This is a genomic window from Bradyrhizobium sp. 482_C4_N1_8 (assembly GCF_052075965.1).
GTDB lineage: Bacteria > Pseudomonadota > Alphaproteobacteria > Rhizobiales > Xanthobacteraceae > Bradyrhizobium > Bradyrhizobium barranii.
The window spans coordinates 2,366,452-2,392,267 of sequence record NZ_CP197231.1; the positions used below are offsets into that span (position 1 = coordinate 2,366,452).

The 25,816-nt window shown below is 62.0% G+C and carries 23 protein-coding genes; 6 read left to right on the plus strand and 17 right to left on the minus strand.

Annotated elements, in window-relative coordinates; translation table 11 throughout:
• Positions 1 to 527 precede the first annotated feature (527 nt).
• From AB7Z56_RS10990 to AB7Z56_RS11000, 3 genes are all read left to right on the plus strand, one after another.
• Positions 528 to 740: a hypothetical protein gene (locus AB7Z56_RS10990; RefSeq protein WP_354131776.1), complete on the plus strand. Its 213-nt coding sequence runs from the start codon at positions 528 to 530 to the stop codon at positions 738 to 740.
• 267 nt (positions 741 to 1,007) lie between these two features.
• The gene (locus AB7Z56_RS10995) at positions 1,008 to 1,745 is read left to right on the plus strand and encodes a sensor histidine kinase (RefSeq protein ID WP_354123518.1); all 738 of its coding nucleotides are present in this window, start codon (positions 1,008 to 1,010) and stop codon (positions 1,743 to 1,745) included.
• 87 nt (positions 1,746 to 1,832) lie between these two features.
• Positions 1,833 to 2,459: a response regulator gene (locus tag AB7Z56_RS11000; RefSeq protein ID WP_063981767.1), complete on the plus strand. Its 627-nt coding sequence runs from the start codon at positions 1,833 to 1,835 to the stop codon at positions 2,457 to 2,459.
• A 507-nt stretch (positions 2,460 to 2,966) separates the two neighbouring features.
• Here AB7Z56_RS11000 and AB7Z56_RS11005 read toward each other — a convergent pair.
• From AB7Z56_RS11005 to AB7Z56_RS11035, 7 genes are all read right to left on the minus strand, one after another.
• Positions 2,967 to 6,095 carry an efflux RND transporter permease subunit gene (locus tag AB7Z56_RS11005; RefSeq protein ID WP_354123517.1) on the minus strand — a complete coding sequence of 1,043 codons (3,129 nt, stop codon included), beginning with the start codon at positions 6,093 to 6,095 and terminating at the stop codon, positions 2,967 to 2,969.
• Positions 6,092 to 7,336 carry an efflux RND transporter periplasmic adaptor subunit gene (locus AB7Z56_RS11010; protein ID WP_354123516.1) on the minus strand — a complete coding sequence of 415 codons (1,245 nt, stop codon included), beginning with the start codon at positions 7,334 to 7,336 and terminating at the stop codon, positions 6,092 to 6,094. The genes AB7Z56_RS11005 and AB7Z56_RS11010 overlap by 4 nt, the downstream gene beginning before the upstream one ends.
• A 35-nt stretch (positions 7,337 to 7,371) precedes the next feature.
• Positions 7,372 to 7,857, minus strand: a complete 486-nt coding sequence (locus tag AB7Z56_RS11015) for a DUF992 domain-containing protein (RefSeq protein ID WP_354123515.1) — start codon at positions 7,855 to 7,857, stop codon at positions 7,372 to 7,374.
• Positions 7,858 to 8,457 carry a hypothetical protein gene (locus tag AB7Z56_RS11020; protein WP_354076996.1) on the minus strand — a complete coding sequence of 200 codons (600 nt, stop codon included), beginning with the start codon at positions 8,455 to 8,457 and terminating at the stop codon, positions 7,858 to 7,860.
• On the minus strand, positions 8,454 to 9,590 hold the full coding sequence (locus AB7Z56_RS11025; protein ID WP_354123514.1) for an AI-2E family transporter: 1,137 nt from the start codon (positions 9,588 to 9,590) through the stop codon (positions 8,454 to 8,456). Before AB7Z56_RS11025 ends, AB7Z56_RS11020 begins: the two co-directional genes overlap by 4 nt.
• Before the next feature lie 51 nt (positions 9,591 to 9,641).
• Positions 9,642 to 9,878 carry a hypothetical protein gene (locus AB7Z56_RS11030; protein ID WP_071911297.1) on the minus strand — a complete coding sequence of 79 codons (237 nt, stop codon included), beginning with the start codon at positions 9,876 to 9,878 and terminating at the stop codon, positions 9,642 to 9,644.
• 232 nt (positions 9,879 to 10,110) lie between these two features.
• The gene (locus AB7Z56_RS11035) at positions 10,111 to 10,308 is read right to left on the minus strand and encodes a DUF6894 family protein (RefSeq protein ID WP_063981773.1); all 198 of its coding nucleotides are present in this window, start codon (positions 10,306 to 10,308) and stop codon (positions 10,111 to 10,113) included.
• 240 nt (positions 10,309 to 10,548) lie between these two features.
• Here AB7Z56_RS11035 and AB7Z56_RS11040 point away from each other — a divergent pair, with 240 nt between their 5' ends.
• Positions 10,549 to 11,259: a Bax inhibitor-1/YccA family protein gene (locus tag AB7Z56_RS11040; protein WP_354123513.1), complete on the plus strand. Its 711-nt coding sequence runs from the start codon at positions 10,549 to 10,551 to the stop codon at positions 11,257 to 11,259.
• Positions 11,260 to 11,265: 6 nt separating this feature from the next.
• Here AB7Z56_RS11040 and AB7Z56_RS11045 read toward each other — a convergent pair whose 3' ends face one another.
• From AB7Z56_RS11045 to AB7Z56_RS11075, 7 genes are all read right to left on the minus strand, one after another.
• On the minus strand, positions 11,266 to 11,769 hold the full coding sequence (locus AB7Z56_RS11045) for a DUF1269 domain-containing protein (protein WP_028152030.1): 504 nt from the start codon (positions 11,767 to 11,769) through the stop codon (positions 11,266 to 11,268).
• 187 nt (positions 11,770 to 11,956) lie between these two features.
• Positions 11,957 to 13,678, minus strand: coding sequence for a complex I subunit 5 family protein (locus AB7Z56_RS11050; RefSeq protein ID WP_354234651.1), 1,722 nt, complete (start codon positions 13,676 to 13,678; stop codon positions 11,957 to 11,959).
• A 50-nt stretch (positions 13,679 to 13,728) separates the two neighbouring features.
• Positions 13,729 to 14,070, minus strand: a complete 342-nt coding sequence (locus AB7Z56_RS11055) for an NADH-quinone oxidoreductase subunit K (RefSeq protein WP_014493399.1) — start codon at positions 14,068 to 14,070, stop codon at positions 13,729 to 13,731.
• Positions 14,067 to 14,996, minus strand: a complete 930-nt coding sequence (locus tag AB7Z56_RS11060) for an MnhB domain-containing protein (protein WP_354123511.1) — start codon at positions 14,994 to 14,996, stop codon at positions 14,067 to 14,069. The genes AB7Z56_RS11055 and AB7Z56_RS11060 overlap by 4 nt, the downstream gene beginning before the upstream one ends.
• Before the next feature lie 11 nt (positions 14,997 to 15,007).
• Positions 15,008 to 15,301 carry a cation:proton antiporter gene (locus AB7Z56_RS11065; RefSeq protein WP_028152034.1) on the minus strand — a complete coding sequence of 98 codons (294 nt, stop codon included), beginning with the start codon at positions 15,299 to 15,301 and terminating at the stop codon, positions 15,008 to 15,010.
• Positions 15,298 to 15,588, minus strand: a complete 291-nt coding sequence (locus AB7Z56_RS11070; protein ID WP_071911305.1) for a monovalent cation/H+ antiporter complex subunit F — start codon at positions 15,586 to 15,588, stop codon at positions 15,298 to 15,300. The genes AB7Z56_RS11065 and AB7Z56_RS11070 overlap by 4 nt, the downstream gene beginning before the upstream one ends.
• Positions 15,581 to 16,102 carry a Na+/H+ antiporter subunit E gene (locus AB7Z56_RS11075; protein WP_354123510.1) on the minus strand — a complete coding sequence of 174 codons (522 nt, stop codon included), beginning with the start codon at positions 16,100 to 16,102 and terminating at the stop codon, positions 15,581 to 15,583. Before AB7Z56_RS11075 ends, AB7Z56_RS11070 begins: the two co-directional genes overlap by 8 nt.
• 366 nt (positions 16,103 to 16,468) lie before the next feature.
• Here AB7Z56_RS11075 and AB7Z56_RS11080 point away from each other — a divergent pair, with 366 nt between their 5' ends.
• Positions 16,469 to 17,572, plus strand: a complete 1,104-nt coding sequence (locus tag AB7Z56_RS11080) for an efflux RND transporter periplasmic adaptor subunit (RefSeq protein WP_063986176.1) — start codon at positions 16,469 to 16,471, stop codon at positions 17,570 to 17,572.
• Positions 17,569 to 20,634: an efflux RND transporter permease subunit gene (locus tag AB7Z56_RS11085; protein WP_354123509.1), complete on the plus strand. Its 3,066-nt coding sequence runs from the start codon at positions 17,569 to 17,571 to the stop codon at positions 20,632 to 20,634. The genes AB7Z56_RS11080 and AB7Z56_RS11085 overlap by 4 nt, the downstream gene beginning before the upstream one ends.
• Before the next feature lie 6 nt (positions 20,635 to 20,640).
• Here AB7Z56_RS11085 and AB7Z56_RS11090 read toward each other — a convergent pair whose 3' ends face one another.
• From AB7Z56_RS11090 to AB7Z56_RS11100, 3 genes are read right to left on the minus strand one after another with little or no spacing between them, the layout of a single operon-like run.
• The gene (locus tag AB7Z56_RS11090) at positions 20,641 to 22,470 is read right to left on the minus strand and encodes an SLC13 family permease (protein WP_354123508.1); all 1,830 of its coding nucleotides are present in this window, start codon (positions 22,468 to 22,470) and stop codon (positions 20,641 to 20,643) included.
• Between the two features lie 52 nt (positions 22,471 to 22,522).
• Positions 22,523 to 24,352, minus strand: coding sequence for an SLC13 family permease (locus AB7Z56_RS11095; RefSeq protein WP_354123507.1), 1,830 nt, complete (start codon positions 24,350 to 24,352; stop codon positions 22,523 to 22,525).
• 54 nt (positions 24,353 to 24,406) lie between these two features.
• Positions 24,407 to 25,789, minus strand: coding sequence for a M20/M25/M40 family metallo-hydrolase (locus AB7Z56_RS11100; RefSeq protein WP_354123506.1), 1,383 nt, complete (start codon positions 25,787 to 25,789; stop codon positions 24,407 to 24,409).
• Between the last annotated feature and the right edge of the window lie 27 nt (positions 25,790 to 25,816).

Below are 25,816 nucleotides of genomic sequence, written 5' to 3' on the forward strand. Positions count from 1 at the left end.
CATCGCCCAGGGTTTTTTCATTTCAGGCGACAGAGCAAGGCGCGTCTCGTGCGACGCTTTTGGTGGTCGGACATCGCACCGTGCGTCGACTTGGCGATGTTCGCGAGATGTTCTTGCTGGTTCGCATCACCATCGCGCTCGTCGGCAAGGCGCACGACCAAGCGTTCGCGTCGTACAAGCTGAGGTCGGAGCGGCATTCGATGTTCAGCGATGTGCATCTCGCATGGTCGCCAGTATCGTCCATGACTTGTCGCACGCCCACAAGAGCGTCGCGTTTCGTCGCAGTTGTGACGTTTCGCTGGCCGACGTCGAGGATGTCCCTGGCGAGATGGGCGCACAAAAACGCTGCCAGCGCCGTGACCATCATGTAGACCGAGACTGGCCAGCTCGCGTCGCCACTCCACTGCACCAGCAGCGTCGAAATCAGTGACGTAAAGCCGCCGACGACAGCGCCGCTGACTTCTTTTGCGAAGACGAGACCAGTGTAGCGGATCCGCGTGTCGAACAGCTCCGAATAGAACGCCGCGATGGATCCGGAGATCGATGCGACGCCGAAAGACAAGCCGACGATGCCTCAGTTGATTTCCGAATTACGGAATTTCAAAGAGGTGGCCCGGGCGGAATATGGAAAGACGTCTTACCTAAACAGCGGCGGACTGTTCTGCGGCGCAACACCCTCGCCGGGCCGCTCGATTGCTGCCGCCGCCGTCAAGCGGGCGATGACACAGCGCGCAGATTGACGGACGCGTCTTCATAATCGCGTTTTCGCCGACCCGCATGCTGCTCCTTACCTGCAGCTCCTTGATCTGAATCAGGGAGCATCGCGCCAAATTTGGGATGCTCGGCACACGACGGGGATTGGCTGCCTAGAGGATTTCTACGTAGTGGCTTATACTGATTGCGTGGTCAGTGTGTCGCGGCGGTAGGCTAAATTTATCGGAGAGTTGTCTGCATATGCCAGGAAACTAGCGGTGCGAAAGTTAGCACTGCAGGAAGGCGAGTGTATCATGTCCCTTCAGGAGACACCGGTCAGCCGACATGTTCGAAATGCCTCCGGAGGATCGAGGCATGCGCGCAAGGCGAATTCCGAACGGCTCGCTCTGCAGGAAGAAGTTCATCGTCAAATTGCGTCGGAGCTTCACGATTCAACGTGCCAGCATCTGGTGGCGGCGAGCCTCATTCTGATGCAAGTAAGGAGTGCGCTAGGCGATCCTCTGAAGGCGACGAGACATTGCGATCAGCTCGACATCTCGATCGATCGCGCTATGAAGGAATTGCGGTCTCTCACATATCTGCTTCACCCTCAGGACCTGTTTGAAGGAGGGCTCAGGACGACAATCGAGCAATTCGCAGAAGGGCTCGCAGCCCGAACGCCGCTGAATATTGAGGTCTCGATATCGTCCGCGGTCGACGGACTGCCATACGGGGCGCAGCGAGCGTTGCTGAGAATTGTTCAGGAGGCCCTGACGAACGTTTACCGCCACGCCAAGGCGACACAGGTCGTCATAACTATCGGGACGAGGGACAGGAAGTTCAAGCTCGAGGTCCGAGACGACGGACAAGGCATGGTCGCTGCAGATGGCGCATGCCGCTTTCGTCCGTGGGCACCCGGAGCGGGAATCCGTATCATGCGAGCTCGATTGCAAGAGATGGGAGGGCAGCTTGAGATATTATCGGTACCCACAACGCTGCGGCGCGGAACCATCCTGCGCGCGACCTTTCCATGCGCTCTTGCGCGCGAGTGAGATGGCCCGGTTGGAGATGCTGCTGAAACGCAGCGCCCATAGCTCGTCCAGGTTCTCTTGCGACAAGATCATCGAGGCAGCCCTCTCATGAAACGAATTCTCATTGCTGATGATCATGATGCTGTTCGATCCGGGCTACGGGCGGTCCTCGAGCAGCGGCCGGGTTGGATGATTGTCGCCGAGGCGTCCGACGGAAGATCGGCATTTGAGGCCGCTCTCAAAGAGCGGCCCGATGTTGCGATCGTCGACTTCTTCATGCCGCGCATGACGGGACTGGAAATAACTCGAGGAATAAAAAAACATCTCCGCGAAACTGAGGTGCTGATCTTTACCGCGCACGAGTCCGGAGTGCTGGCTCAAGAGGCGCTTCAGGCGGGTGCGCGCGCGTTCCTGGTCAAGTCGGACGCAAACAAGCTGCTGTTGGCTGCCGTTGAAGCGCTAATGGCACGTAAGCCATTCGTTGGCGGACGATTTTGTGGTCAGTCGGGTCGAGAAGACGAAGCCGGCGAGGGGCATGTGAAGCTGTCTCCGCGAGAGCGGCTCGTTGTCAAGCTCGTGGCCGAGGGGTACAGCAACAAGGGTATCAGCGCGATGCTGAGCTCAAGCGTGAAGACCACGGAAACGCATCGGGCGTCGGCCATGGGAAAACTGGGGGTCAATTCGATAGCTGGACTGGTCCGCTACGCGATCAGAGCTAAATTGATTGAAGAGTGAACGAAATCAGCGGCTGCCGGCCCGCCGCGCTTCGCAACCGATCGCGGCGGTGAAGCAGAGCTGATCGCTGCGGAAGCACAGCTCTGTCCTTCCCCGTCCGCGAAGGGATCGCGGACGGTCACCTCCACCGCCACCCGCAATGGCGGCGACCGCGATGCCACCAGCAAACCCAACGGCGCCTGCGCGGTCGCGGCCGCCCCCAACCGGGGCCATGCGGAGGACCCCACTGCGCCTGCGTTGCGAGATCCGTGGTGATCGCGGCCCGTCCCAGATTTGCGGCGACCGGCATAGCCTCCGCTGACGAAATGAAACGAACGCCGATTGCGCCGACAGCTGCGGCGGCGACGGCGCCCTGCGCAGGCACGACGTGTGGGAGCGTTCATTGTTCTTCTCTACTTGTTACGCAGTTTCAAGCACGGACTACGGTAGCGGGGAACGGCAACGCCGGCATCCGTCGAAACCCTGAGCAACAGGCTCGCAGTATTCCCGCCGTCCTGGATACTCGGGTCACGTGGTTTGCGCCGGGACCCGTCGTGCCTTCGCGCGCTCGCGCAGGCGTTGAAACGTGACGTAGAGCATCGGCACCATAAAAATCCCGATTGAGCTTGCGGCGAGCATGCCGGCAAAGACAGCGGTCCCGACCGCCCTGCGGCTCAGCTCGGCGGCGCCGGTTGCGAGTACGAGCGGGAGGAGTCCGAGAATGAAGGCAACCGAGGTCATCATCACCGCGCGGAACCGCATATGCGCCCCCTGGATCGCGGCCTCCGCAAGCTCTGTGCCGGCTTCCCGTCGTTCCTTCGCGAATTCCACGATCAGGATGCCGTTCTTGGCGGCAAGCGCGATCAGCACCACGAGGCCAATCTGGCCGTACAGATCGAGATTGAGGCCGGCGATTTTAATACCGATATATGAGCCTAGAACGCCGACAACGACGGAGAGCAGCACCGGGATCGGGATCACCGTGCTCTCATACAGCGCCACCAGGAACAGATAGGCGAACAGCACGGCGAGCGCGAGCACCACCCCGGTTTGTCCTGCTGCCTGTTGCTCCTGATAGGCAGTGCCGGTCCACTCGAAACTGTAACCTGCAGGCAGCACGTTGTTGGAGATCTCTGCCATCGCTGCCATCGCGGTGCCGGACGAGACGCCTGGCGCCGGGCTGCCGTTCACCGTTACTGAACGATAATTGTTGTAGCGGGTAATGACCTGAGGCCCGGTTACAATCTTGATGCCGGCGAGCGACCGCATCGGAACCATCTGACCGGTGCTATTGCGGACATAGATGCGCCAGATATCGGAAAGGTCGGCGCGATCAAGCGCCTCCCCCTGCACGTTGACCTGCCAAGTACGTCCATAGAGGTTGAAATTGTTGACGTAGATGCCGCCCAGCGTCGCCTGAAGGGCCGTGAAGATATCGCTGATGGTCACGCCAAGCGCCTGCGCCTTACGTCGATCGATGTCGAGATAGATCGATGGATTGGTCGCGGTGAAGGTCGAGAACACTCGCGTCAGCCGCGGATCGGCATTGGCCGCTCCGATCAACGCACCTGTGACACTGGAGATCGCGGCGGGGCTCTGTCCTTCCAGCGCCTGGAGCTGGTACTCGAACCCGCCTGAGGTGGAGAGTCCGATGATCGGCGGCATATTGAACGGCAGTACATTGGCCTGCCGGATTTGCGCGCCGGCTGCGTAAGTCTGCCGGATCAACGCCTGCACCGAATCCGCGGCCGCCTTGCGATCGGCAAACGGCTTGAGGCGCGTCACCACCAGCGCGCTGTTGGGCTCGGACGCCCCGTCAAGCAAGGAGAAACCGATGATGGCCAGAACATGGTCGACGGCCGGCATCTCCTTCAGGACGTCCTCGATCTGTTTGGTGACTTCACTGGTCCGCGCAACGGATGCACCGTCCGGCAACTGCACCGAAGTGAAGAAAGCGCCCTGGTCTTCCTCGGGGAGGAACCCTGTCGGCGTCAGGTGCGACATCCCGAAAATGCCGGCTGCGAACACGGCGACCAGGATGAGCGAGAGACTGGCCGCGCGCAGCAGCCGTCGTACGCCGCTGCTATAGCGATCGCGGATCCAGTCAATGCCGCCAAGAACGTGGCCGATCATGCCGCGCCGGGGTCCAGTATGCCGCAGGAACAGCGCGCACAAAGCGGGCGACAAGGTCAGCGCATTCAGTGCTGAAATCATCATGGCGGCGCTGATCGTCACCGCAAATTGCCGAAACAGCGTGCCGGAAATGCCAGGAATGAAGGCGATCGGAACAAAGACGGAGAGCAGCACCAACGTGATCGCGATGATCGGTGCCGTGATCTGCGTCATCGCCTTCTTGCTTGCCTCGACTGGCGAAAGATCCGGTTCCTCCTCCATCACTCGCTCGACGTTCTCCACGACGACGATGGCGTCATCCACGACGATGCCGATGGCGAGCACCATCGCGAGCAGTGACACGGTATTCGCGGAATAGCCAAGCATCAGCAGCACCGCGAAGGTGCCGACCAGGCTGACCGGTACGGCAATGGCTGGTATCACCGTGGCCCGAAGATTACCGAGGAACAAATAAACCACGATCACGACCAGGACGAAGGCCTCTCCCAGTGTCCGCAGGACCTCCGAGATGGTGTCCCGTACGAAGCTCGTGGAATCGTACTGCACGAGATAGCTCAACCCCGTCGGGAATCGCTTCGATAGCCGCTGCATCGTCGCCGCGACCGCCTGCGCCGTCGTCACGGCATTGGCGCCCGGCGCCAGATAGATCGCGAGAGGCACCGCGGCGCGCCCGTCGATCCGCGCTTCGCTGTCGAGGTTCTGCGCGCCAATCTCGACCCGGGCGACGTCCTTGACGAGCAGCGTCGAACCATCCGGGTTGGCGCGCAGCACGATATTGGCGAACTGGTCGACCGTCGCGAGCCGTCCCAGGGTCTGGACGTTGAACTGGAATTGCTGGTCGTCGCTGATTGGACGCGCGCCGATGCGGCCGACCGGCGCCTGGACGCTTTGCGTTCGAATTGCCGCGATCACGTCCGAGGGCGTGAGATTGAGGCTGGTCAGCCGCTGCGTATCGAACCAAATCCGCATCGAGTAGTTCATCTTGGCGAACAGGTGAGCTTGGCCGACACCGGACGTGCTGGAGATCGCATCGAGTATGTTGATGATCGCGTAGTTGGTGATGAACAGCGGATCTTGCTGGCCGTCGGCACTGTAAAGCACCAGAAATTGCAGGATCGCCGACGATTTCTTTTGCACGGTCACGCCCTGCTGCTGCACCTCGGTGGGCAATTGCGACAGCGCGCTCTGCACCCGGTTGTTAACATTGACGGTGTTGATATCGGGATCGGTGCCAAGTGCAAACGACACCGTCAGGGTGTAGCTGCCGTCGTTGCCGCTCGTCGATTTCATATAGAGAGCTCGGTCGACGCCGATCACTTGCGCTTCGAGCGGTTGAGCGACGCTGGCCTCCACGACCTCGGCAGACGCGCCGGGAAAGGTCCCGGCAACCGTGACCTGCGGTGGCACAATGTCCGGAAATTGCGCCACCGGGATCCGTGTCAGCGCGAGCGCACCTGCAATGGTGATGATGAAGGCCACGACCATCGCAAGTCGCGGGCGATCGATGAACACGGCGGACATCATGGCTTTTTGTCCCCCGGGCGCGGTTCAGTTGAACCGCCATGGTCTGGCTGCGAAGGCGCGTCGCCTGTGCCGGCATTCATGCTCGACTGGATCAGCGCGCTCGCCGGGCCCGGAGAAACCGCCTGACCCGGACGAACTCTTTGCAGGCCTTCGACGATGACCTTGTCGCCTGCCGCGAGGCCGCTGATGACGGAGGCGATGGTGGGCGTCGATTGCCCCAGCTTGATGCGGCGTTGTTCGGCCTTATCGCCGGCTCCAACGGCGAGGACATAGTCACCCTGCTGGTCGGACAGCACCGCCGAACGTGGGACCGCCAACACTTCGATGGGCTGGACACCTTCCAGCAAGACCGTGACGAACTCGCCGTCAGTCAGTTCGTGAACGGTTACGCCCGCGGCGGACGGCGCGCGCAGGATCGGGTTGGCGATCTCGCCGCGCACGGTGATCGTGTCCGTGTTCTGGGCGATGGTGTTGTCGACAAAATCTAGCTTGCCGGACTTGCCATACATGCGGCCATTGGGCAGCCGCAGCCGGATCACCACGGCTTCCAAGCCTCCCTGCGGACCATAGCGTTCGCGTAGTTCGAGCCCCTGGCGCAACGGCACCGGGAAGGTGACGTACATCGGATCCTGGCTGACGATCGTGGTCAGGACGCCCGAGCTGGGACCGACGACATTGCCTTCGGTCACGGCCGTTCGTCCGATCTTGCCGTCGATCGGCGCGCTGATCATGGTGTAATCGAGGTTGATCTGTGACGCATCGACTTGTGCCTGCGCGGCCTGGACCTGGGCTTCCAGGCTGCGTTGGTTGGCGATCGCCGCGTCGTAGGTCGATTGCTGACCGGCCGGCCCGCTGAGCAGCGTACGCGCCCGGTCGGTCGTCAGCTTGGCGTTCTCGAGCATCGCTCGGAGCTGGGCCACCTGCGCCTGCTTTGACGCGAGATCGGCCTCGAACGGACCGCGCTCAAGCCGGTAAAGCGGGTCGCCCTTCTTGAGCTCGGCACCCTCGACGAACAACCGCTGCTCCAGGAATGCGGTGACGCGAGCCACGACATTGACGCGATTGACCGCCTCGATCCGCCCGAGAAATTCGTTGGTCTCGGTGATCGGTCGTCTGATCGCTTCCACGATGCCGACAGCGGGCGGAGGGCCTGCGGCTGGCTGTGTCCAGCCCGTGCCGCCAGCGATGAATGTCAGGAAACCCGCCGCCAGCATCCTGACCGAGACGTCCGCAAGGTCCATTTTCCGCTCCTTGCTCCGGGGGGCGGGACGAGCCGCTATCCCGGTCCGCGCGGGCCGAGTGTCAGGTTCGTAACGCCTGCCGCAAGGTTCAATCCGATGGATCGCTCGATCGACAGAGGCTGGAGCGTAATCGTCCGGCGAGAGCCTCCGATCAGAACGTTCGCTCCGAGACCGGGGCCGAAAGCGACATTGCCGCTCGCCCCCACGTAGTTCCCGCGCAGCGTGCCGGGGCCGACGCGCGAGTTCCTGGCGAAGACGGCCCATGAGAGGGTTCCTGCGCTGGTCACGCCGATGTCGAGACCAACGCGCCTGATCCGTCCGTTGTAGACGTACTGCCGGGCCGGGCGTCTCGTGATGAATATACAACGAAGCTCCTGCGCGGAGCCAAGCACCAGCCCAACGCGCGGAGTGCTGGTGCATACGAGCCGGCCGACCCTGAAGGCCTCGGCGCGTGCGGGCAGGGCGTCGGCGCACATCAAGGCGGATCCAGAGATGATCGCAAGAAGCAGGTTAATGCGCATTCAGGCCTCCATTTGACTTCCGGTGTCGGTGGGCGAACTCCCTGGGCTGCGATCCTGGCGAAGCCAGAACGTGATGCCGAGGCCGATCAGCAGGACGGCGCCCAACAGGAAGAAGATGATGGATTGCTGTAACCAGGATATCGCCGGAACCGTGACGCCCATCGCAAGGCCGAGGAAGGCAATTTGCGGCGAAAGAAGACTGACGCCCGCGAGGAAGGTGCCGAGCGCAAGTAACGTGAGAAGGACGAGGCTGGTTGCCGGTGTCGGCAACAATTGCTGAACGCCTGACACCAGCATGATGTTCATCGTGACCAGGACGGCAACCCAGTGCAGCGCCTGGGTCCAGATCAGTCGCCACCGGGCCTCCTTGCCATCGACCTCGGGCCATTTGTTGATGACGCACACAACGCCGATGGCAAGCGCGAGAAATTCCCAATAGCCAACGAGAGGCTGGTGAGAGGCGTTGGTATAGGCGACGCCCGCGACGGCGAGCACCAGTGCAATGATGTAGGGAAGTTGCTGCCACAGAAAATGTGTCATCCGCGTGTGCGCCGGGGATGGCTCCATTCCATTGTTCCGTTCGGCTCGAATCTCGCTCATGGCGCGCCCATTTGCGATGGTCCCTTGTTGGACATGCGACCGCTGTTATCGCCGAGGTAATCCTCGACGTAGAATCTAATGATCGCGACCCGGCCGACCGCGACCAGCGGCATGGCGAGTGCGATACCCATCACGCCCAGCATTGCGCCCAACAGTACGATCGCGACCAATGTCCATGCGGGAGGAATTTCGACCGCCTGGCGCTGGATCAACGGGCCGATCACATAGCCCTCGATCGATTGAATGATTGTGTAGATGACGACGGCCCAGATCAGCAGCGATGCGCCGAGCGGCATCGCGACGAGCGCGATCGGGATCGCGGCAAGGATGGGTCCCAGATACGGAACGAAGTTGGAAAGGCCCGCCTGCAGCCCAAGCACGAAGGGCCCGGGAAGCCCGATCAGATAGAGCGCGACCCACACGCACAGTGTCATTAGGATGATGCGGATCAGCTGTCCGACGAACCACAGCCGCAGGACGTTTCCCATCTCGTTCATTACGGCGCGTGTTCGGGCGCGATAGGAAGGCTTCGCCAGCATCACCAGACTCTCGCGATGGCTGGTGGGATCAAAGGCGAAGAGGATACCGAGGAACGCGATCACCAGCACACCGGTCAGAAAGCTCGACGCTCTGCCAACGACGAGCTGGGCGTGGCTGAAGAACCGGCCTTGATCGGACAGCAGCCATTGCGCAAAATCGCGCCCCGATTCCGGACCAAGCAGATCGACGCCGTAGGTCAGAAGGCGTTGCTGCAAGACGTCGAACTGGGTGTCCATGACCTTCAGCAGGATGCGTGTTTGCTCCGGCAGCTTGCCGCCTCCCCAGACGAGGCCTAGTCCGACCAAGGTGGTGAGCAGCAGCAGCACGAATGTCAGCCGCCAGACACGATTGAGTGGAATTAGTAGCGCCAGTGCGCGTGCGGCGGCATCCAGAAAGGCAGCAAACAGTACGCCTGCGAAGATGATGAGAAGACTCGAGGCGGTTTGCCATACGAGGAAGAGAGCAACGCAAGTGGCGAGCAGGGCGAGACCCGTGGCGAGAAAGCCGCGCCGCCTGTCGGTCATGCCCTGGTCTGGAGGCTCACGGACCACGACCTCGCGCGGTTGCTCTTGTCCTGTCCTCACGTCGCTCATCGATCGGGTGTCTCGGCGGCGGATTGCAATGACGAACTGTCGCGCCGGGGCTCAGGTGCGAACACGGCGGCTGCCATAATGGGGATGCGAGCCGCCGCGATGACGCCAGTAGCGATGCTTGGTGGGGTTCGTATTCGTATTTGGCGCGGCGGTGCTTGGGGCAGGTGTCGTGACCTGCTTTGGCACGGATGCGGCCGGATCGGTCGTCTGCGCCTGGGAACTGGTCGACTGCGCGGTCGCAATCGATCCGGCAAGGATCAAGGCACCGCAAATGGTCCGGACATTCATGTTTGTCTCCAACTGACCCACAACAACACTTCAGATCGAGATAGCGCCGACGGCCAACGCATAGACGCGGACGCGTGCGGCGAGCCCTCAACCCCGGAGATGAGGTGGGCGGAAGGGTCGAATTTGAACGGGGTAGGCCGGCCACCCTCGGTTACGAGACTAGAGGCAGCTTCTCGGTCGGCGCATCAGGGATTCTATGTAGAGGGCGAGGCAGGAAATCGGTCGACCGCCTCTAATGAGGACTTGCCGATCCGGGCGCGGCGGCCGGGGCGACCAGCACGAAGCTCGCGCGGAACAACTCGCCTGCCTTAGCGAGTTCAGTCGCGATATGCCTGGCGTGCAGAACGGCGGCGTCATGGTCGGCGCACTCGCATCCAATTCCGTCCGGACAAAGGCCGTTTTTGTCGACGATGTGAAAGAAGTAGCGCATGCAAACGGATTAGGCCGGTGCGTGACCAGCTTCCAGTGACAAAGGTGTAAGAGTCCAGGCAAAAAGGATGAGAAGCCTGGGGCAACCCAAGGTTACGTTTCGGTAAGTCGCTCTGGCGGATACGGGTATCCCGAGATAGGGTGATATATCTTCCGGCGCTCGGGTGATCATCCGATGTCCCCGCACGGGCCGGACCGCTAGCTTGGTTTGTTCATGTGAACCAATCCGAGGAGGCAAGCGATGTCGAATTATGATCCGAATCTGACTGCCTCAGGCACTGGTGGCGGCGCGCTAGCGATCGATCCCGGATTGCGCGCCTACATGCTGCGCATCTACAATTATATGGCCGCGGGCGTGGGCCTGACTGCAATTGTGGCGTGGCTGACGTATCAGCTCATGGGTCCCGCATTGCTTGAGAGCCCGTTGATGTGGGTTTTCATCCTGGCGCCACTCGGGCTGGTGTTCTTCATCGGGGCGCGCATCAATACGCTGTCGGTGGAAACGGCGCTCATTCTGTTCTTCGTCTATGCCGCGCTGGTCGGCGTCTCGCTCTCGACGCTGCTGCACATCTACACCAGCGCCTCGATCACGCGCGTGTTCTTCATCGCGGCCGCGATGTTCGGGGCACTCAGCGTCTTCGGCTACACCACGAGGCGCGACCTGTCCGCGGTCGGCAGCTTCCTGTTCATGGGCCTGATCGGCATCATCGTCGCAAGCTTGGTCAATATTTTCCTGAGGTCGACGGGGCTCGATTGGTTGATCTCGATCGTCGGCGTTGGCGTCTTTGCGGGACTCACGGCCTATGATACGCAGCGGATCAAGGCGATGTACGAGAGCAGGGACGATGCGACGACGGCAGGCCGCAAGTCGGTGATCGCGGCACTGTCGCTCTACCTCAACTTCCTCAATCTGTTCATGATGCTGCTGCGCCTGCTCGGCGGTAGGCGGTAGGCGGCTTCAGGCTGCCGGCCGCTCCGCCGCGCTGGCGAGCGCATCGCGCAGGATCTTTTCCTTGGTCTCGTCCAGGGACGTTTTCAACACGACTCCGCCGGCATCCTTGATTTCCTTCAATACCTTGTCTGCCGTCATGTTCTTGATCAGGACGAAGAGCGCGGCGTTGCCGGTGTGGAGCGAAGCGGACAGCTCCTTCATGAAGGAATCGTTGATGCCGAAATCGGACAAGGCGCCTCCAAGCGCGCCGGACGCAGCGCCGACCGCGACACCGATGATCGGATTGAGGAAGAGCACGCCGACCAGGAGTCCCCAGAAGCTGCCGGTAATCGCGCCCGTCGCTGTGGTGTTGACGAGCTGGTTGAGCTTGATGTTGCCGTTCTCGGCCTTGACGGCGATCACGGCGTCACTGATGGTGATCAAATATTCCTTTTGCAGTTTGAGCAGCCGAGTTCGGACTTCTTCGGCCTTTGCTTCGGTCGGGTATACGATCGCAACCAGATCAGACATGGAGACCTCCTGGGCATTCCCGCAGAGACCGCGGGAAGACTGATGCCAACTGCATGGCGCGGAGACTAAACGGCGAATTGCAAGCTCGACATCCGAGAAAACCCTTGGGCGCGGGAGAGAATGTTCCGGATCATTAGAGCAGGGGAATCCCTCGGCCCGATCTGCGCGATCCGGCTGTTCTGAGTCTTCAATTTGCTGCGAACATCGACGCGGCGAGCAGCAGCGACACCAGGAGCAGGGAGATGCCCGCGGCGGACCATTGACGGAGAACTTCGTCGCCTCTTTCGATAAGGCTGCCGGATCTAAGACAGCCGCGCCGGAGCGGACCGACCACTCTCATGAGCGCTTTCCAGGTCGCGGATGAGCCCAGCGGGTGTGGCCACGGGCTGAGCAGGATCGCGAGCGCCGCCCCTCCCAGCACAGGCAGGAGCAATTTGGATAGCGCGTCGATGCCGAACAGCTTCGATGTGGCATCATACGGGACCGGCAAATATGAATCCCAGGGCAGCAAGCCAAGGAACAAAGAACAGAGGGCCAAGGCAAGTGCTGCAAGGTCCCGGCTGAGCGGGGCTGGGCCGATGAGGGTAATCGGCTGGTCTGATGGCGCGAACGCATGGGACAGGACTAGTACGACATAGGCGGTCGTGAACATTCCGCCGGCCTGGAGCACAACGGCCCACCACCACTGCCCCGTCCTCGCCGTGTCCTGGAGCAATAACTCCTTCGCGAGTGACGCTCCGCTCGGTTGAACACCCATCAAGGCGATGCCGCCAATTGCGAACGCCAGGACGCTCAAGGGCAGGGCCCGTGCGACACCTCGCAGTCCGGTGATGCGATCGTGGCCGAGCCCGGTGTAGATTGATCCGACGGCCATGAACATCGCCGCCTTGGCAATCGCATGGGAAACCGCCTGCAATAGGCCGCCCGCCAGGGCCTGGTCACTTTCGAGCTTCCCGGACGCGCCGAACGCAAGAGGAAACATCAGGAAGAGATATCCAATCTGAGCCAGCGTCGAATATGCAATCAGGAGCTTGAGGCGCTCTTGCCGGAGAGCGACCACGCTTCCGAACACGATCGCTCCGGTTCCAAGCGCCGCGAGCAATTGTGCGGCAGCCAAGCCGGGCAAACCCGGCATGACGTCGAACCAGAGCCGCACAAGGATGAAGAACGATCCCTTCACGACCAAGGCGGACAGGATCGCGCTACCTGCGGCCGGTGCGCCGGCGTGAGCGGGCGGCAGCCAGAGGTGCAACGGAAAGAGTGCAGTTTTTGCGAGGAGACCGGTCGTCATCAAGGCTGCCGCGATGAGCACGCCGGAGTCCGCGCTCACGCGATGCGACAACAACTCGATATCAAGGGTGCCGTAGAGACCATAGAGCAGCGCGGTGCCCATCAGGTAGAGGACCGAGCCGAGCAGTGCGAAGAGCAGATACCGCAGCGCGGCCCGAAGCGTCTCCGCGCGACCGTCGAGAGAGACCAGAGGCACTGCGGCGAACGTCAGCAATTCCAGCGCAACATAAAGCGTGAAGAGGTCTCCCGCGACGAAGATCGTGTTCAGCGCGCCCCAGATTGCCAGAAGCAGGATCCAGAATGCGAAAGGTGCGCGCGCTTCGACAGATTGGGGACGAAAATCGGTTGCGGCAAAAATGGCGACCGCGCAGATCACGACCGCCGTCGTCGCGAGCATGACCGCCGACAATCCGTCCGCGCGGAGGGCTACGCCGAGCGGCGGTGGCCAGGCGCCGAGTAGGTAGACGAGGTGGCCGTCGCTCCGCGGCAAGAGCACGAGAACGGCGAGAGCAATCGCCAACCCGACCGGTACGACCGTGGAGGCAACCTGCCGGACGTAGCGCTCACCGAGAGCGAACGCCAGCAAGACGCCCGCGACCGGCACGACGATCGACAGCACCAGCAGGAAGCCGCCGGCGGTGGTCACCAGCGCGGGGGCGGGGGGTAGCATCAGTGACCGGACGGATCGGAGCGCGGGCTCGCCGCCGCCCGACTGTTGAGCGTCGTGGAGCCGGCGATCTGAAAAAGCCGCAGCAACAAGGCTATCGCCAGAGCCGTTGCGGAAAACGCGACCACGACTCCTGTGATCACCAGGGCCTGCGGCACCGGGTCGTTGCCAAAGCCCGCTGCGGCGCCTCGCCGCCCGACGATGCCGAACAGAAGAAACACGCCGCTGCCGAGCAGGTTGAATGCGATGATCTTGCGAAGCGGTTGCGGATTGGCAATCAGGCCGTAGAGCCCGAGCCCGACCGCCGCGGCGGCGCATAGTCCGAACACCGTCACGGCGCTCATCGCTCAGCGCTCCTTTCAGGTGCACCGGCGAGCAGCAGGCCGAGCGTCGTCGCGATCGTCAGGAGCATCGCGACCTCAATGCTCAGAATTAGCGGCTTGGCGAACGCAACGGGATAGGCAAGGAACGCCGACCCAAAACAGAGCCCGCCAAGGCCGACGGCAAGGAATAGGCCGGGACCGCCCACCAGGATGAGACGTAGCCATCGACTGCGCACGGGCGGGGTATCCACCAACCCGGCCATGATCACCAGCAGCCACATCGATGCGAGAACCGCGCCGCCCTGAAATGCTCCGCCGGGGTGATCAGCGCCCGTCCACAGGATGTAAATGCCGACGACGATGCCGGCGGGTGGCAACAGGCGCGCAAGAAAGGCGAGAACACCATTTGGATCAGCCTGGTGGCGTGGTCCGGGACGACCGCCCCAGGCCTGGTCCGACGCAAGCGACCAGACACCGACGATGGCGAGCAGGAGCACGACCTTCTCGAGCATGGTGTCCATTCCGCGGAATGCCATGAGAACGTTGGTGACGGGGTTGGTCATTCCGGTCGCCCCGGCATTCGCGACGACGGCGGGCGCGAGCGTTGGCGCCGGATCTGGCAGCAGCAGGATCGTGACGGCCAGCGCTGCCGCGATCGACGCGGACACTATGGCCGCGCTCAAGCGCACGATCAGGCTGGGCCCTTCCGTTGTCATCGCCTCGGTATCGCGCAGCCGGGCCGCCGCACCCAACAGCACGACGCCGCCAAGGCCTCCGCCAATTGCAGCCTCGGTCAGCGCGACATCGACGGCGTCAAGACGGACCCAGATCAGCGCAACCAGCAGTCCGTAGGCGATGAAACCAACCGTGGCCGAATAAGTATCGGGGACGGCGATCGTCCAGATGGCGAGGCCCAGCACCACGGCGGCGAGCGCGATCTCGAACACTGTTGCGATGTTCATTTGCCTGACCCGCTCTGACGTGCCGTGCGCGCGATCAATTGGGAGACGGTGGCGCCCGCGAGCAGCACGAACATCCAGATGCTGATCAGCTTCAGCCCGTCGCGCAGGCCTCCTGTTTGGGGGAGCAGCCCGAGCACGACGAAACCCAGGCCGAGGTTATCGGCCTTGCTGAGCGCGTGCAGACGAGTCAGGGTGTCGGGAAAGCGAAGAAGGCCGACGGTGCCGGCGAAAAAAAAGAATACGCCTGCCGACACTCCCGCAACCGTGATGATGTCGCGTGCGACGCTCATCTGTCCTCCCCCGGATCGGCCCCATCGGTTTCGAGGCGGGAGAGCCCCTTCTTGACGAATGCGATGGATGCGAAAGTGGCGAGCAGTGCCAGTATCAATGCCACGTCGACGGCCGCCGGCACGCCTGTCACGGTGCCGAGCAGCAGCAAGACGGCAATGCCGGCAGTCCCGATCAGTTGCGCCGCCATCATCCGGTCGGCATCTGTCGGGCCACGCAAGATGGAGACCAGCCCGAGCCCCAGCATCGCCAGGATCAAGCCGACTGCGGCAGTGAGGAATTCAGTCATTGTAGAGGGCCCGAACCAACGCCGCTTCCTCCGCGGCAAGTTCGGCAACGACCGGTTGCTCGACGTCGAGACAGTGATAGACGAGCTGCCCGCTCTCCTCCCCGGTTGGCACAGTGCCAGGCAAAAGGCTGGTGAGTGTCGTGAACACGTTCCGTTGCATCCCGCGTGAGAGGCCGGTCGGATAAAACACAAATCCCGGCCGCAGCGGCAGCCGGGGATCGAGCGCGCGGCGTGCGACGTCTACGCCGGCGACCACCGATTGGTATAGGAAAAGCAGCGCCAGGCGCACGATGGCAGGAATTGACCGTCGGGATCTGCTCGGCTCCAGCAGGTGCAGGCTTACCCAGGTTGCTGCCGCGGTTGCTGCCGCGGCGGCAGGAATATCTGTCGGATTGGCGCCGGCAAGCACGAGCCAGAGGCAAAGGAAAAATGTGGCTCTGAAAGTCGCAGTTCGCCACGATCCTCTAACCGCGACGACGGCACGCCCATATCGATCACCTGAGGACCCTGTCATCCCGGTTTCCTCGGTTGCTCCCGGATTGTGTCGTCCGGGTCTGCCGTGTTTTGAGGAAGCGCGTTTGCGCGCCCCAGACGAGAATTCAAACGGCGGAGCCGCGGCAGGGGTCGCGACTGCTTCACCTGACGATTGCATCATGCGTCGTGGACGGAACCGGCGACATCGGGTGATTGCCTGATCATGTCTCAGGAATCTGCTGATGGCCGAGCACGGATTCCATCCGGCACCACCGAGTAGATTTACCGATGTTGACGGCGGACTCCTTCGGCAAAAATGCGGATGGCGGTACCGGGGAAAATGCGACTGCGGACTGAGCAATCCTCCCGGCAAGATCTCACTCCCGGAACGGAACAGGTCATGTTCATGCACGGCAGCCGATCCGCGCCCCGAAACATCCTCACATCGACGCTGGTGACGGCGTTCTCGCTGATGCTGGCAGGATGTGGACGGGAAACCGAAACCAAGGACGCATCTCCGCCGCGGATCGTACGCACAGCGACCGTAGAAAAACGCAAGGTCACAACGCCGCTGACATTCTCCGGACGGGTCGAGGCAGAGGACGAGGTGAATGTCGCATTCCGGATCTCGGGACGATTGTTGAGTAATGACACCAAGATAGGCGACCGGGTCAAGGCCGGCCAGGTGCTGGCACGATTGGAGTCGCAGAATGAACTGAGCACGCTGCGGCAGGCGCAGGCCTCCCTTGCCGCCGCTCAGGGGCAATTGACCCAGGCGCGCAATCACTTCGATCGTCAGGAGACGCTGTTGGCGCAGGGGTGGACCACGCGCGTCAACTATGATGCCGCAACCCAGGCACGGCAAACCGCGCAATCGCAAGTCGATGCGGCCGAAGCGCAACTGAGTTCTGCGCATGACCTCGTTGGTTTCACTGAACTCAAGGCTGATGCACCCGGTGTGATAACAGCCACAGGTCCGGTCGCCGGCGAGGTCGTCCAGGTCGGGCAGATGATCGCCAGGATCGCACGGCAGGACGGTCGCGATGCGATCTTCGATGTCCCCGCTCAATTGATCAGGTCGGCCTCCACCGATCCAGAGATTACTGTCAGCTTGGCTGACGATCCGTCGATAACGGCGCAAGGGCGCATTCGCGAAGTCGCTGCACAGGCCAGTGCTGTGACCCGAACCTTCGAGGTCAAGGTCGGCCTGACGGATCCGCCAGCCGCGATGCGGTTGGGTGCGTCAGTGATAGGGCGAGTGAGTACCACCGCAGGGCCGATGATCGATATTCCATCTTCCGCACTGACTAGGATGAACGAGCAGCCCGCCGTATGGGTCGTCGACCCGGCCACCGCCACGGTCGCGGTGCGCAATGTGGACGTGCTGCGATTCGATGAAGCGCAGGCCATCATTTCCCAGGGGCTCGACATCGGCGAAATAGTTGTCACCGCCGGCGTTCAGGCGTTGCATCCGGGTCAGAAGGTCCGGATTCTTGGATCCGAGCCATGAGCGGAATTAATCTTTCCGACTGGGCTCTGAAACACCGTTCGCTGGTCGTCTATATGATGGTGATTGCGGTGGTCGGGGGGGCGCTGTCCTATTTCCGGTTGGGGCGCAACGAAGATCCCGCCTTCATCATCAAGACCATGGTCGTCCAGGCCGCGTGGCCCGGCGCAACTGTGGAAGAGACGATGAAGCAGGTGACTGAGCGCCTCGAACGTCACTTGCAGGAAACGCCGCATCTGGACTTCCTGCGGAGCTTCACAAGGGCCGGTGTCGCGACCGTCTTTGTAAATCTGAAGGGGAACGCGAATGCGAAACAGGTGGCCGACACCTGGTACCACGTACGAAAGACGATCGGAGACATGCGCCATACACTACCCGCAGGCGTGATCGGGCCGGGGTTTAATGACGAATTCGGTGATACATTCGGCATCATCTATGGCTTTACCAGTGACGGCTTCACTCAGCGCGAGTTGCGCGATCGGGTCGAGGACATCCGCTCAAGGCTGCTTCTCGTACCTGACGTGTCAAAGATTGAGCTTCTGGGCGAACAGGATGAAGTGATCTTCGTCGAGTTCTCCACGAAGGAGCTCGCGGCCCTCGGAATTGATCGGTCCGCTCTTATTGCGGCGCTCCAGTCGCAAAACATCGTGCGTCCGGCGGGAACGATTCAGACAGGCTTGGAAAGCATCTCGATTCGGGTATCAGGCAGCTTCCAGTCGGAGCAGGACATCGCCAACATCAATTTTTCCGCCGGCGGCCGCATGCTTCGCCTGAGCGATATTGCGCAGGTGCGACGCGGCTACACGGATCCGCCCCAGCCGATGTTTCGGATCAATGGCAAACCGGCAATAGGCCTTGCAATCGCCATGCGGGATGGCGGCGACATTCTCGCGCTCGGCGCCAATATTAGAAAGGCAATGGCGCAAATCACCGCGGATCTCCCCATTGGAATTGAGCCCAGCCTGGTCGCGGACCAGCCCGTTGTCGTCGACCAGGCGATCCGCGAGTTTACGGTCTCGCTGATGCAGGCGATCGGCATCATCATGGTGGTGAGTTTCATCAGCCTGGGCGTACGACCCGGCCTGATCATCGCGCTGGCCATACCGTTCACGCTGGCGATCGTGTTTCCGATCATGGGACTTCTCAGCATCGATATGCAGCGAATATCGCTTGGCGCGCTCATCATTGCGCTCGCATTGCTGGTCGACGATGCGATGACCACGACCGATGCGACGCTCAGTCGGCTCGCAGAGGGCGCCAGTAAGATCGAGGCGGCAACTTTCGCATATCGGACCCATGCAATGGCGATGCTCGCGGGCACGCTGGTGACGATAGCGGGCTTTATACCGGTCGGCTTTGCCGCGAGTTCCGCCGGTGAATACACGTTCTCGCTCTTCGCCGTGGTCACGATCGCACTGCTGGTTTCCTGGTTCGTTGCGGTCATTTTCACGCCACTGCTCGGAGCAGCGATCCTTGTTCCACCGAAGCAGACAAGTACGGCGGATCCGGGCAGGATCTTCCGCATGTATCGGAGTTTCCTGACTTTCGCGATGCGCGCGAAATGGCTGACGATCGCGATCTCCTTGGCGCTCTTCGTTTGTTCGGTGCTTGCGCTGCCGCTCATCCCGCGACAGTTCTTTCCATCGTCGGACCGTCCTGAATTGCTCGTGGACCTGAGCTTGCCGCAGAACTCGTCAATCCACGCGAGCGAGGCTGCGGCAAAGCGCCTGGATGCTGCCCTTTCGACCGATGCCGATGTGGCGCGGTGGAGCACCTATGTCGGGCGCGGCGCCATCCGCTTCTATTTGCCCCTTAATGTTCAGCTCCCGAACGATTTCTTCACGCAGGCCGTGGTGATCGCTAAGGATGTCGCTGCACGCGAGCGCCTGCATTCCAAGCTCGAAAAGCTGCTCGCGCAGGAGTTTCCTAACGCGATTGCGTTCGTTTCTCCGCTTGAGCTCGGACCGCCGGTTGGATGGCCGGTGCAGTATCGGGTCAGTGGGCCCGACGTGGAGCGGGTGCGCGAAATCGCGCTCAAAGTCGGACAGATCGTAGCCTCCAGTCCGGACACCAAACAGGTGAATTTCGATTGGATGGAACCCAATCGCCAAGTGCGTATTCGCGTGGACCAGAACGAGGCTCGCCTTCTCGGCCTCAGTTCGCAAGCGATCGCGACAGTCCTGAATACGGTCATATCCGGCACACCCATTACCCAGGTTCGCGACGATATCTATCTGGTCAATGTGGTGGCGCGCGCGACCAACGAGCAGAGGGGCTCGCTGGACGGTCTGCGCAACTTGCAGGTGGCGCTGCCGGGTGGGCAGACTGTTCCTCTCAGCCAGTTCGCCTCCTTCGAATATGACCAGGAGTTTCCGCTCGTCTGGCGGCGCGACCGCGTTCCGACCCTGACGGTTCAGGCTGCCATTGCCGGTGACAAGCTGCCGGAGAGCGTGGTTACGTCGCTCTCGATGGCGATCGAGAACTTCAGAAAGAGCCTTCCTTCGGGGTACAGCGTCGTCGTGGGTGGCACCGTGGAGGAAAGTCAGAAGTCGCAGGCGTCTGTGCTGGCGGTGGTGCCGGTGATGCTGTTCGTCATGTTTACCGTCCTCATGGTGCAGCTCCAGAGCTTTCCGAGACTGTTCATGGTGCTCAGCGTGGCGCCGCTCGGCCTTATCGGCGTGGTTGCAGCGTTGATGCTGTCCGGCAGGCCCCTGGGTTTTGTCGCCATTCTCGGCGTACTCGCGCTGCTCGGCATGATCAGCAAGAACGCGGTCATTCTGATCGGTCAGATCGACGCCGAACGCGCTTTGGGCAAGACGGCCTGGGACGCTGCGGTGGATGCCAGCAGCTCCCGTTTTCGGCCGATCATGTTGACGGCCGTATCGACTGTTCTCGGGATGATTCCAATCGCGCCAACAGTATTCTGGGGACCGATGGCATTCGCGATCATGGGCGGACTCCTGGTCGCCACCGTTCTGACGCTGGTCTTCCTGCCGACGCTGTATGTAGCCTGGTTTGCGCGGGACGAGAAAGAGCAACCGTCCGCGGGATCGCGCCCGGCCTGACGGCCGCTAAAATCGGAGCAGCCAAGGCACCAGCGCCAGGGTCGTTACCATCACGACGACGGTAAAAGGGACACCAATCTTCAAGAAATCGCCGAAACCGTAATTGCCCGGTCCGACCACCAAGGTGTTCACCGGCGAAGACACAGGCGTCATGAAGGCGGCCGAGGCCGCGATGGCGATAGTCATCGCGAAGGGATACGGCGAGGCGCCGATGTCCTTCGCGACAGCGAGCGCTACTGGCGCCATGAGCACCGCGGTCGCCGTATTCGAGATGAACAGGCCAAGCGCAGCCGTGATCACGAAGAGCAGCGCCAACAGGACTCGCGGTGATGCCTCGCCCGCAAGATGCGTCACCGCGTCGGCGGCGAGATCGACGCCACCGGTTCGTTGCAGCGCCAGCGAAAAGGGCAGCATGCCGACAATAAGAACCAGGCTCTTCCAGTTGATCGAGGCATAGGCACTGTTGAAATCCACGCAGCCCAGCAACCCCATCAGCAAGCAGCCGATCAGAACCGCGTGCACGTTCGGCACCACACCGCTGACCATCATACCGACCGTCAAAGCCAGCACCGCCAGAGCCTGAGGTGCGAGGTTCGCGGCCGGGAGAACCTCTTTGTGCTCGGTCGGTAGGTTCAGGACGACAAGATCCGAGAATTCGGATCGCAGCTTGCGGATGTCAGACCAGAAGCCGGTCAGCAGAAGGGTGTCACCGACCTTCAAGGTCTCATCGAGCAGCCCCTGGCTCACGACCTCGCGACCGTGCCGCAACCCCAGCACCGTCAATCCCATTTCGCTGCGCACCCGCGCTTGCAAAATGCTCTGGCCAATCAGCTTGGACTCCGCCGGGACGATGACTTCGACCATGCCGATCTCCTGCGAACGATCGGTGAAGTAGCCGCAATCGCCCAAAGGGAGCTTTTCGACCATATAGTCATTCAGCATCCGGTTGGTTTCGGCAGGGGACGCGATGACGTCGAGCAGCAAGATCTGCCCCGCGGCGAGCTCGGTCCTTGCGTTCGGGCGGATCGCCTCGGACCCGAAGCGGCTGGGAAGCTCGATGGCGAGCAGATTTACGCCACTGTTCCGGAGCGGGAGCTCTTCCAGGCGCTTGCCGACCAGCGGCGAGTCAGTCAGCACGCGTACGCGCAAGGCGCGATCGGTGAGGCCATACTGCGTTACCCAATCAAGCAAGTTCGGCTGACGGCGCTCGCCGTCCACACGCTTGGCGGAGACGGGCAGAAACCGCCGCGCGAACAGCATATAGGCAATGCCGAGCGCCAGGAATGTGAGCCCAAAGGGCGTGAAGCTGAAAAAGCCGAAGCCTGCCGCACCCTGGCGGATCAGCTCGGCGTTGACCACGAGATTCGGCGCCGTCGCAACGAGGGTGAGCATGCCACTGATCAGGGCCGCAAAGCTCAAGGGCATCATCAGCTGGCTCGGCGCGGCACCCGTGTTCTGACAGATGCGCAGCACGACCGGGATGAAGATGGCCACCACGGCCGTCGAACTCATGAATGCACCGAGCCCGCTGACCGCGAGCATCAGTAGCACCAGCATGCGCGTCTCGCTGCTGCCGGCGGTCGCGTTCAGCCAATCGCCGAGGCGACGCGCCACACCGGTGCGCACCAGCCCTTCTCCGATCACGAAGAGGCCCGCGATCAGCACGATGCTGGGATCACTGAACCCCGCCAGCGCCTCGTTGATGGTAATCACCCCAGTAAATGGCATGATCACGATCATCAGCAGCGCGACCGCATCCATGCGCGGGCGATTGGCCATAAACATCACGATCGCGGCCGCAAGCAGCAGAAGAACCAAAGCAAGATTGGTGTTCATGCGGAAATACCCGGTCGGTTAAGACGCAAACCAATCATCCTGCGCAAACTGCTCATCCTGCGAATGGCCAGAGCATGGGCACGAGAAACGTGCCTACCAGGAAGAACCAGAGCAGCAACGGTAGACCCATCCTCCAGAAATCACCAAATCGATAGCCGCCGGGGCCCTGCACCATGAGGCTCGCTGAGGCGGCGATTGGCGTAAGAAAGGAAGCGGCCGCAGCCACCGCCACAGTCACCAGCGCGGTGCGCGGCGAGACACCGACGGCTTCCGCGGAGGCAATCGCTATCGGAATGACGATGAGTGTCGTCGCTGTGCTGCTGATCAACTGGCCGATTAGCGCCGTGAGCAAAAACAGCCCCGCCAGCAGCGCGTACGGGCTCGCATTGCCGACAATGGCAACGAGTGTATCGGCGATGAGATAGGCTGCACCCGTCTTGTACATGGCGGTCGAGAGCGGGATCAGCGAAGCGATCATGATTAGCACGTTCCAGTTAATCGCCCGATAGGCTCGTTCGATCTTGAGTACGCGCAACAGGATCACCGCGCAGGCCGCCGCCAATCCAGCGACGACTCTTGGCACGACGCCCGTCGCTAGCAGCGTAACCATGACCGCGAGAATGACAATGGCGCGTATGGAGCCGGTGCCCAGGGGCCTGGCCTGGCTGCGGATCATGTCAGGGGCAGCAACGACGAGCACGTTGGGATCTCGCCCGTACTCCTCGAGCGCTTCCCAACGGCCTTGCAGCAACAGCGTGTCACCCGCCGCAAGAACGGTTTCGCCCGGTCCGAGATTCTCGCCGCCGCGTTGAACGCCTAGGATAATCAGATCGCCACTTTCGGTGACCATGCCGGGGAAGACGGTCTCACCGATCAGGCGAGAGCGGGGCGGCAGCACCACCTCGGAAAAGCCATGGCTATCGTTGAACAGTGCCTCCCGCATTTTGCCGATCGTCTCCTGGCAGGGCGTCAGGCCATGCTGCTCGGCGAACGCGTCCATCGCCGCCTGCTCACCGCGCATGATGAGCCGATCGCCTTCCACGAGAGAATGTTGCCACGAGATGCTGTTCTGGCGGCGAGGGCGAATAGCGATGAAGCTGAGCTCCGGGTGGTTCTCGCGCTCCAGCCGCGATTCCAGCACCGCCTGCAACGTGCCGCGATAGGGCGAGGCGGCGGTGATCTCGAGCTGGTACACCTGGTCAAACAGCTTGTATTGCTCGGTCAGCATGCGCGAATGGTGGCTCAGATCCTCCGGCATCTCCCGGCTAGTGCGCACCGGCAGCAGCATATCGCCGAAAAGAATCACGATGGCCACGGTGCCTGCCAGGAGCGGTACGCCGATCACCGTCATCTCGAAAAAGCCGAAGGGCGCGAGACCGACATCGCTCGCCGCGTCGGAAAGCAGCACGTTCACAAGGCTTCCGGTCAGTACCAGCATCGAACCCGAATAGGAGGCGAAGGCGAGAGGCATCATGAGTTGCGCAGGCGGCCGCTTGAGCCGGACGGAGACGATCACCAGCATGGGCAGCAGGGCAGCCACTGCGCCACCCGAGCCGATCAGCGCCGTGAGAAAGGCCACTAGCAGCATCGACAGCACCAACAGGCGTGTCCGGCTTTCGCCTGCGTAACGGATCAGCACCTGGCCTGCCCACGTGGTGACGCCGGACGAATCCAGGCTGGCACTCACCACGAAGAGCGAAGCAATGAAGAGTATCGTGGTGTCGCCGAAACCTGCCAGCGCCTCGGGGAGCTCCAGAATGCCGGTCGCGTAAAGCACGAGTGTCGCACTTAGCGCCACGACCGCGACTGGCACCCAGTTCGAGACGAACAGCAGCACCATCGTGGCGATGATGGCAAAGGTAATGAGTATATGCGGCGTCATCGCACCTCGCGAGGGCGGTCTGGCCCGGAGCCAGCGCTGCTTGCCCGTGCCGCTCTACCGCGACAGCGCTTCCAGAATACGTGCCCAGGAGCGGATGCCCTTATGGAAGCTCTTGAGATTGTACTTCTCGTTCGGGCTGTGGATGCGGTCATCCTCGAGGCCGAAGCCCGCAAGCACTACGTCCATGCCCAGCGATTGTTTGAGCTGATGGGTCACGGGAATGGAGCCGCCACCGCCGATGAAGACTGCGGGCTTGCCCCATTCGGCCGTCAGTGCGTCGCGCGCCTTGCCGAAGGCCGGGGCCTCGATCGGGAAGCGGATCGCCTGACCCGCGCCATGCTCCAGGAATTCCACACGGCAATCGGCCGGGACGCGTGCATGCACATGCTCCCGGAAGGCTTTGCGGATGGCATGGGGGTCCTGATCGAAAACCAGGCGGAAAGACACCTTTGCCGATGCCATGGCGGGAATCACGGTCTTGAAGCCGGCCCCCTGGTAGCCGCCGCCCATGCCGTTGATTTCGCAGGTCGGGCGCGACCAGACCATCTCCAGCGCGTCGCGGCCCTTCTCGCCGGCGGGAATCGAAAGCCCGATAGCGCCGAGGAAGGACTTTGCGCTGAAGTTCAGGCTGTCCCATTGCTCGCGCAGCGCCTTGGGAAGTTCCGGTACGCCGTCATAGAAGCCGCGCAGCGTGACGCGTCCGTTGTCGTCGTGCAGGTCAGAGAGGATGCGGGCGAGGATGCGGTTCGGATTGGCCGCGGCCGAACCATAGAAGCCCGAGTGCAGGTCGCGGTCGGCGGCGTGTATGATGACCTCTTCACCGCAGAGTCCGCGCAGCATAGTCTGGATCGCCGGCGTCTCGTGGTCCCACATGTTGGTGTCGCAGATCAGGCCGATATCTGCGCGCAACTCCGCGGCATGGGCATCGAGAAAGCCCGGCAGGTTCACGCCACCGGATTCCTCTTCGCCCTCCAGCAGGATCGAAACCGGAATCGGCAGTTTGCCGGTGACCGCCTTCCAGGCGCGGCAGGCCTCGACAAAGGCCATGAGTTGCCCTTTGTCGTCCGCGGCGCCGCGGCCCGTGATGATCTTCGCGCCATCGGGCATCGTCTGGATAGACGGGTCAAAGGGATCGCGCTCCCAGAGCTCGAGCGGATCGACCGGCTGCACATCGTAATGGCCGTAGAACAGTGCCGAGGGACCGGGCACGCTGCGGTCATGTGCCACGACCATCGGGTGCCCCGGTGTCGGGCGCACCGAGGCGTCGAAGCCAATGCTTTTGAGGTCGGCCACGTGCCATTCGGCATTGGCCGTACATTCGGCCTTGTAAGCCGGATCGGTTGAAATCGACTTGATGCGCAGGATCGCGAACAGACGCTCGAGAGCCGCATCGAGATTTGCGTCGACGTTGGACAGGACATCATCGAGCTTGGTCATGGAGCCCTCCGGAGGGTCTTCTGAGCC

What these genes read in the sequence shown, in the direction of transcription:
- AB7Z56_RS10990 (WP_354131776.1), top strand. Translation starts at nt 528, where the DNA reads ATGGATCCGGAGATCGATGCGACGCCGAAAGACAAGCCGACGATGCCT.
- AB7Z56_RS10995 (WP_354123518.1), top strand. Translation starts at nt 1,008, where the DNA reads ATGTCCCTTCAGGAGACACCGGTCAGCCGACATGTTCGAAATGCCTCC.
- AB7Z56_RS11000 (WP_063981767.1), top strand. Translation starts at nt 1,833, where the DNA reads ATGAAACGAATTCTCATTGCTGATGATCATGATGCTGTTCGATCCGGG.
- AB7Z56_RS11005 (WP_354123517.1), bottom strand. Translation starts at nt 6,095, where the DNA reads ATGATGTCCGCCGTGTTCATCGATCGCCCGCGACTTGCGATGGTCGTG.
- AB7Z56_RS11010 (WP_354123516.1), bottom strand. Translation starts at nt 7,336, where the DNA reads ATGGACCTTGCGGACGTCTCGGTCAGGATGCTGGCGGCGGGTTTCCTG.
- AB7Z56_RS11015 (WP_354123515.1), bottom strand. Translation starts at nt 7,857, where the DNA reads ATGCGCATTAACCTGCTTCTTGCGATCATCTCTGGATCCGCCTTGATG.
- AB7Z56_RS11020 (WP_354076996.1), bottom strand. Translation starts at nt 8,457, where the DNA reads ATGAGCGAGATTCGAGCCGAACGGAACAATGGAATGGAGCCATCCCCG.
- AB7Z56_RS11025 (WP_354123514.1), bottom strand. Translation starts at nt 9,590, where the DNA reads ATGAGCGACGTGAGGACAGGACAAGAGCAACCGCGCGAGGTCGTGGTC.
- AB7Z56_RS11030 (WP_071911297.1), bottom strand. Translation starts at nt 9,878, where the DNA reads ATGAATGTCCGGACCATTTGCGGTGCCTTGATCCTTGCCGGATCGATT.
- AB7Z56_RS11035 (WP_063981773.1), bottom strand. Translation starts at nt 10,308, where the DNA reads ATGCGCTACTTCTTTCACATCGTCGACAAAAACGGCCTTTGTCCGGAC.
- AB7Z56_RS11040 (WP_354123513.1), top strand. Translation starts at nt 10,549, where the DNA reads ATGTCGAATTATGATCCGAATCTGACTGCCTCAGGCACTGGTGGCGGC.
- AB7Z56_RS11045 (WP_028152030.1), bottom strand. Translation starts at nt 11,769, where the DNA reads ATGTCTGATCTGGTTGCGATCGTATACCCGACCGAAGCAAAGGCCGAA.
- AB7Z56_RS11055 (WP_014493399.1), bottom strand. Translation starts at nt 14,070, where the DNA reads ATGAGCGCCGTGACGGTGTTCGGACTATGCGCCGCCGCGGCGGTCGGG.
- AB7Z56_RS11065 (WP_028152034.1), bottom strand. Translation starts at nt 15,301, where the DNA reads ATGAGCGTCGCACGCGACATCATCACGGTTGCGGGAGTGTCGGCAGGC.
- AB7Z56_RS11070 (WP_071911305.1), bottom strand. Translation starts at nt 15,588, where the DNA reads ATGACTGAATTCCTCACTGCCGCAGTCGGCTTGATCCTGGCGATGCTG.
- AB7Z56_RS11075 (WP_354123510.1), bottom strand. Translation starts at nt 16,102, where the DNA reads ATGACAGGGTCCTCAGGTGATCGATATGGGCGTGCCGTCGTCGCGGTT.
- AB7Z56_RS11080 (WP_063986176.1), top strand. Translation starts at nt 16,469, where the DNA reads ATGCACGGCAGCCGATCCGCGCCCCGAAACATCCTCACATCGACGCTG.
- AB7Z56_RS11085 (WP_354123509.1), top strand. Translation starts at nt 17,569, where the DNA reads ATGAGCGGAATTAATCTTTCCGACTGGGCTCTGAAACACCGTTCGCTG.
- AB7Z56_RS11090 (WP_354123508.1), bottom strand. Translation starts at nt 22,470, where the DNA reads ATGAACACCAATCTTGCTTTGGTTCTTCTGCTGCTTGCGGCCGCGATC.
- AB7Z56_RS11095 (WP_354123507.1), bottom strand. Translation starts at nt 24,352, where the DNA reads ATGACGCCGCATATACTCATTACCTTTGCCATCATCGCCACGATGGTG.
- AB7Z56_RS11100 (WP_354123506.1), bottom strand. Translation starts at nt 25,789, where the DNA reads ATGACCAAGCTCGATGATGTCCTGTCCAACGTCGACGCAAATCTCGAT.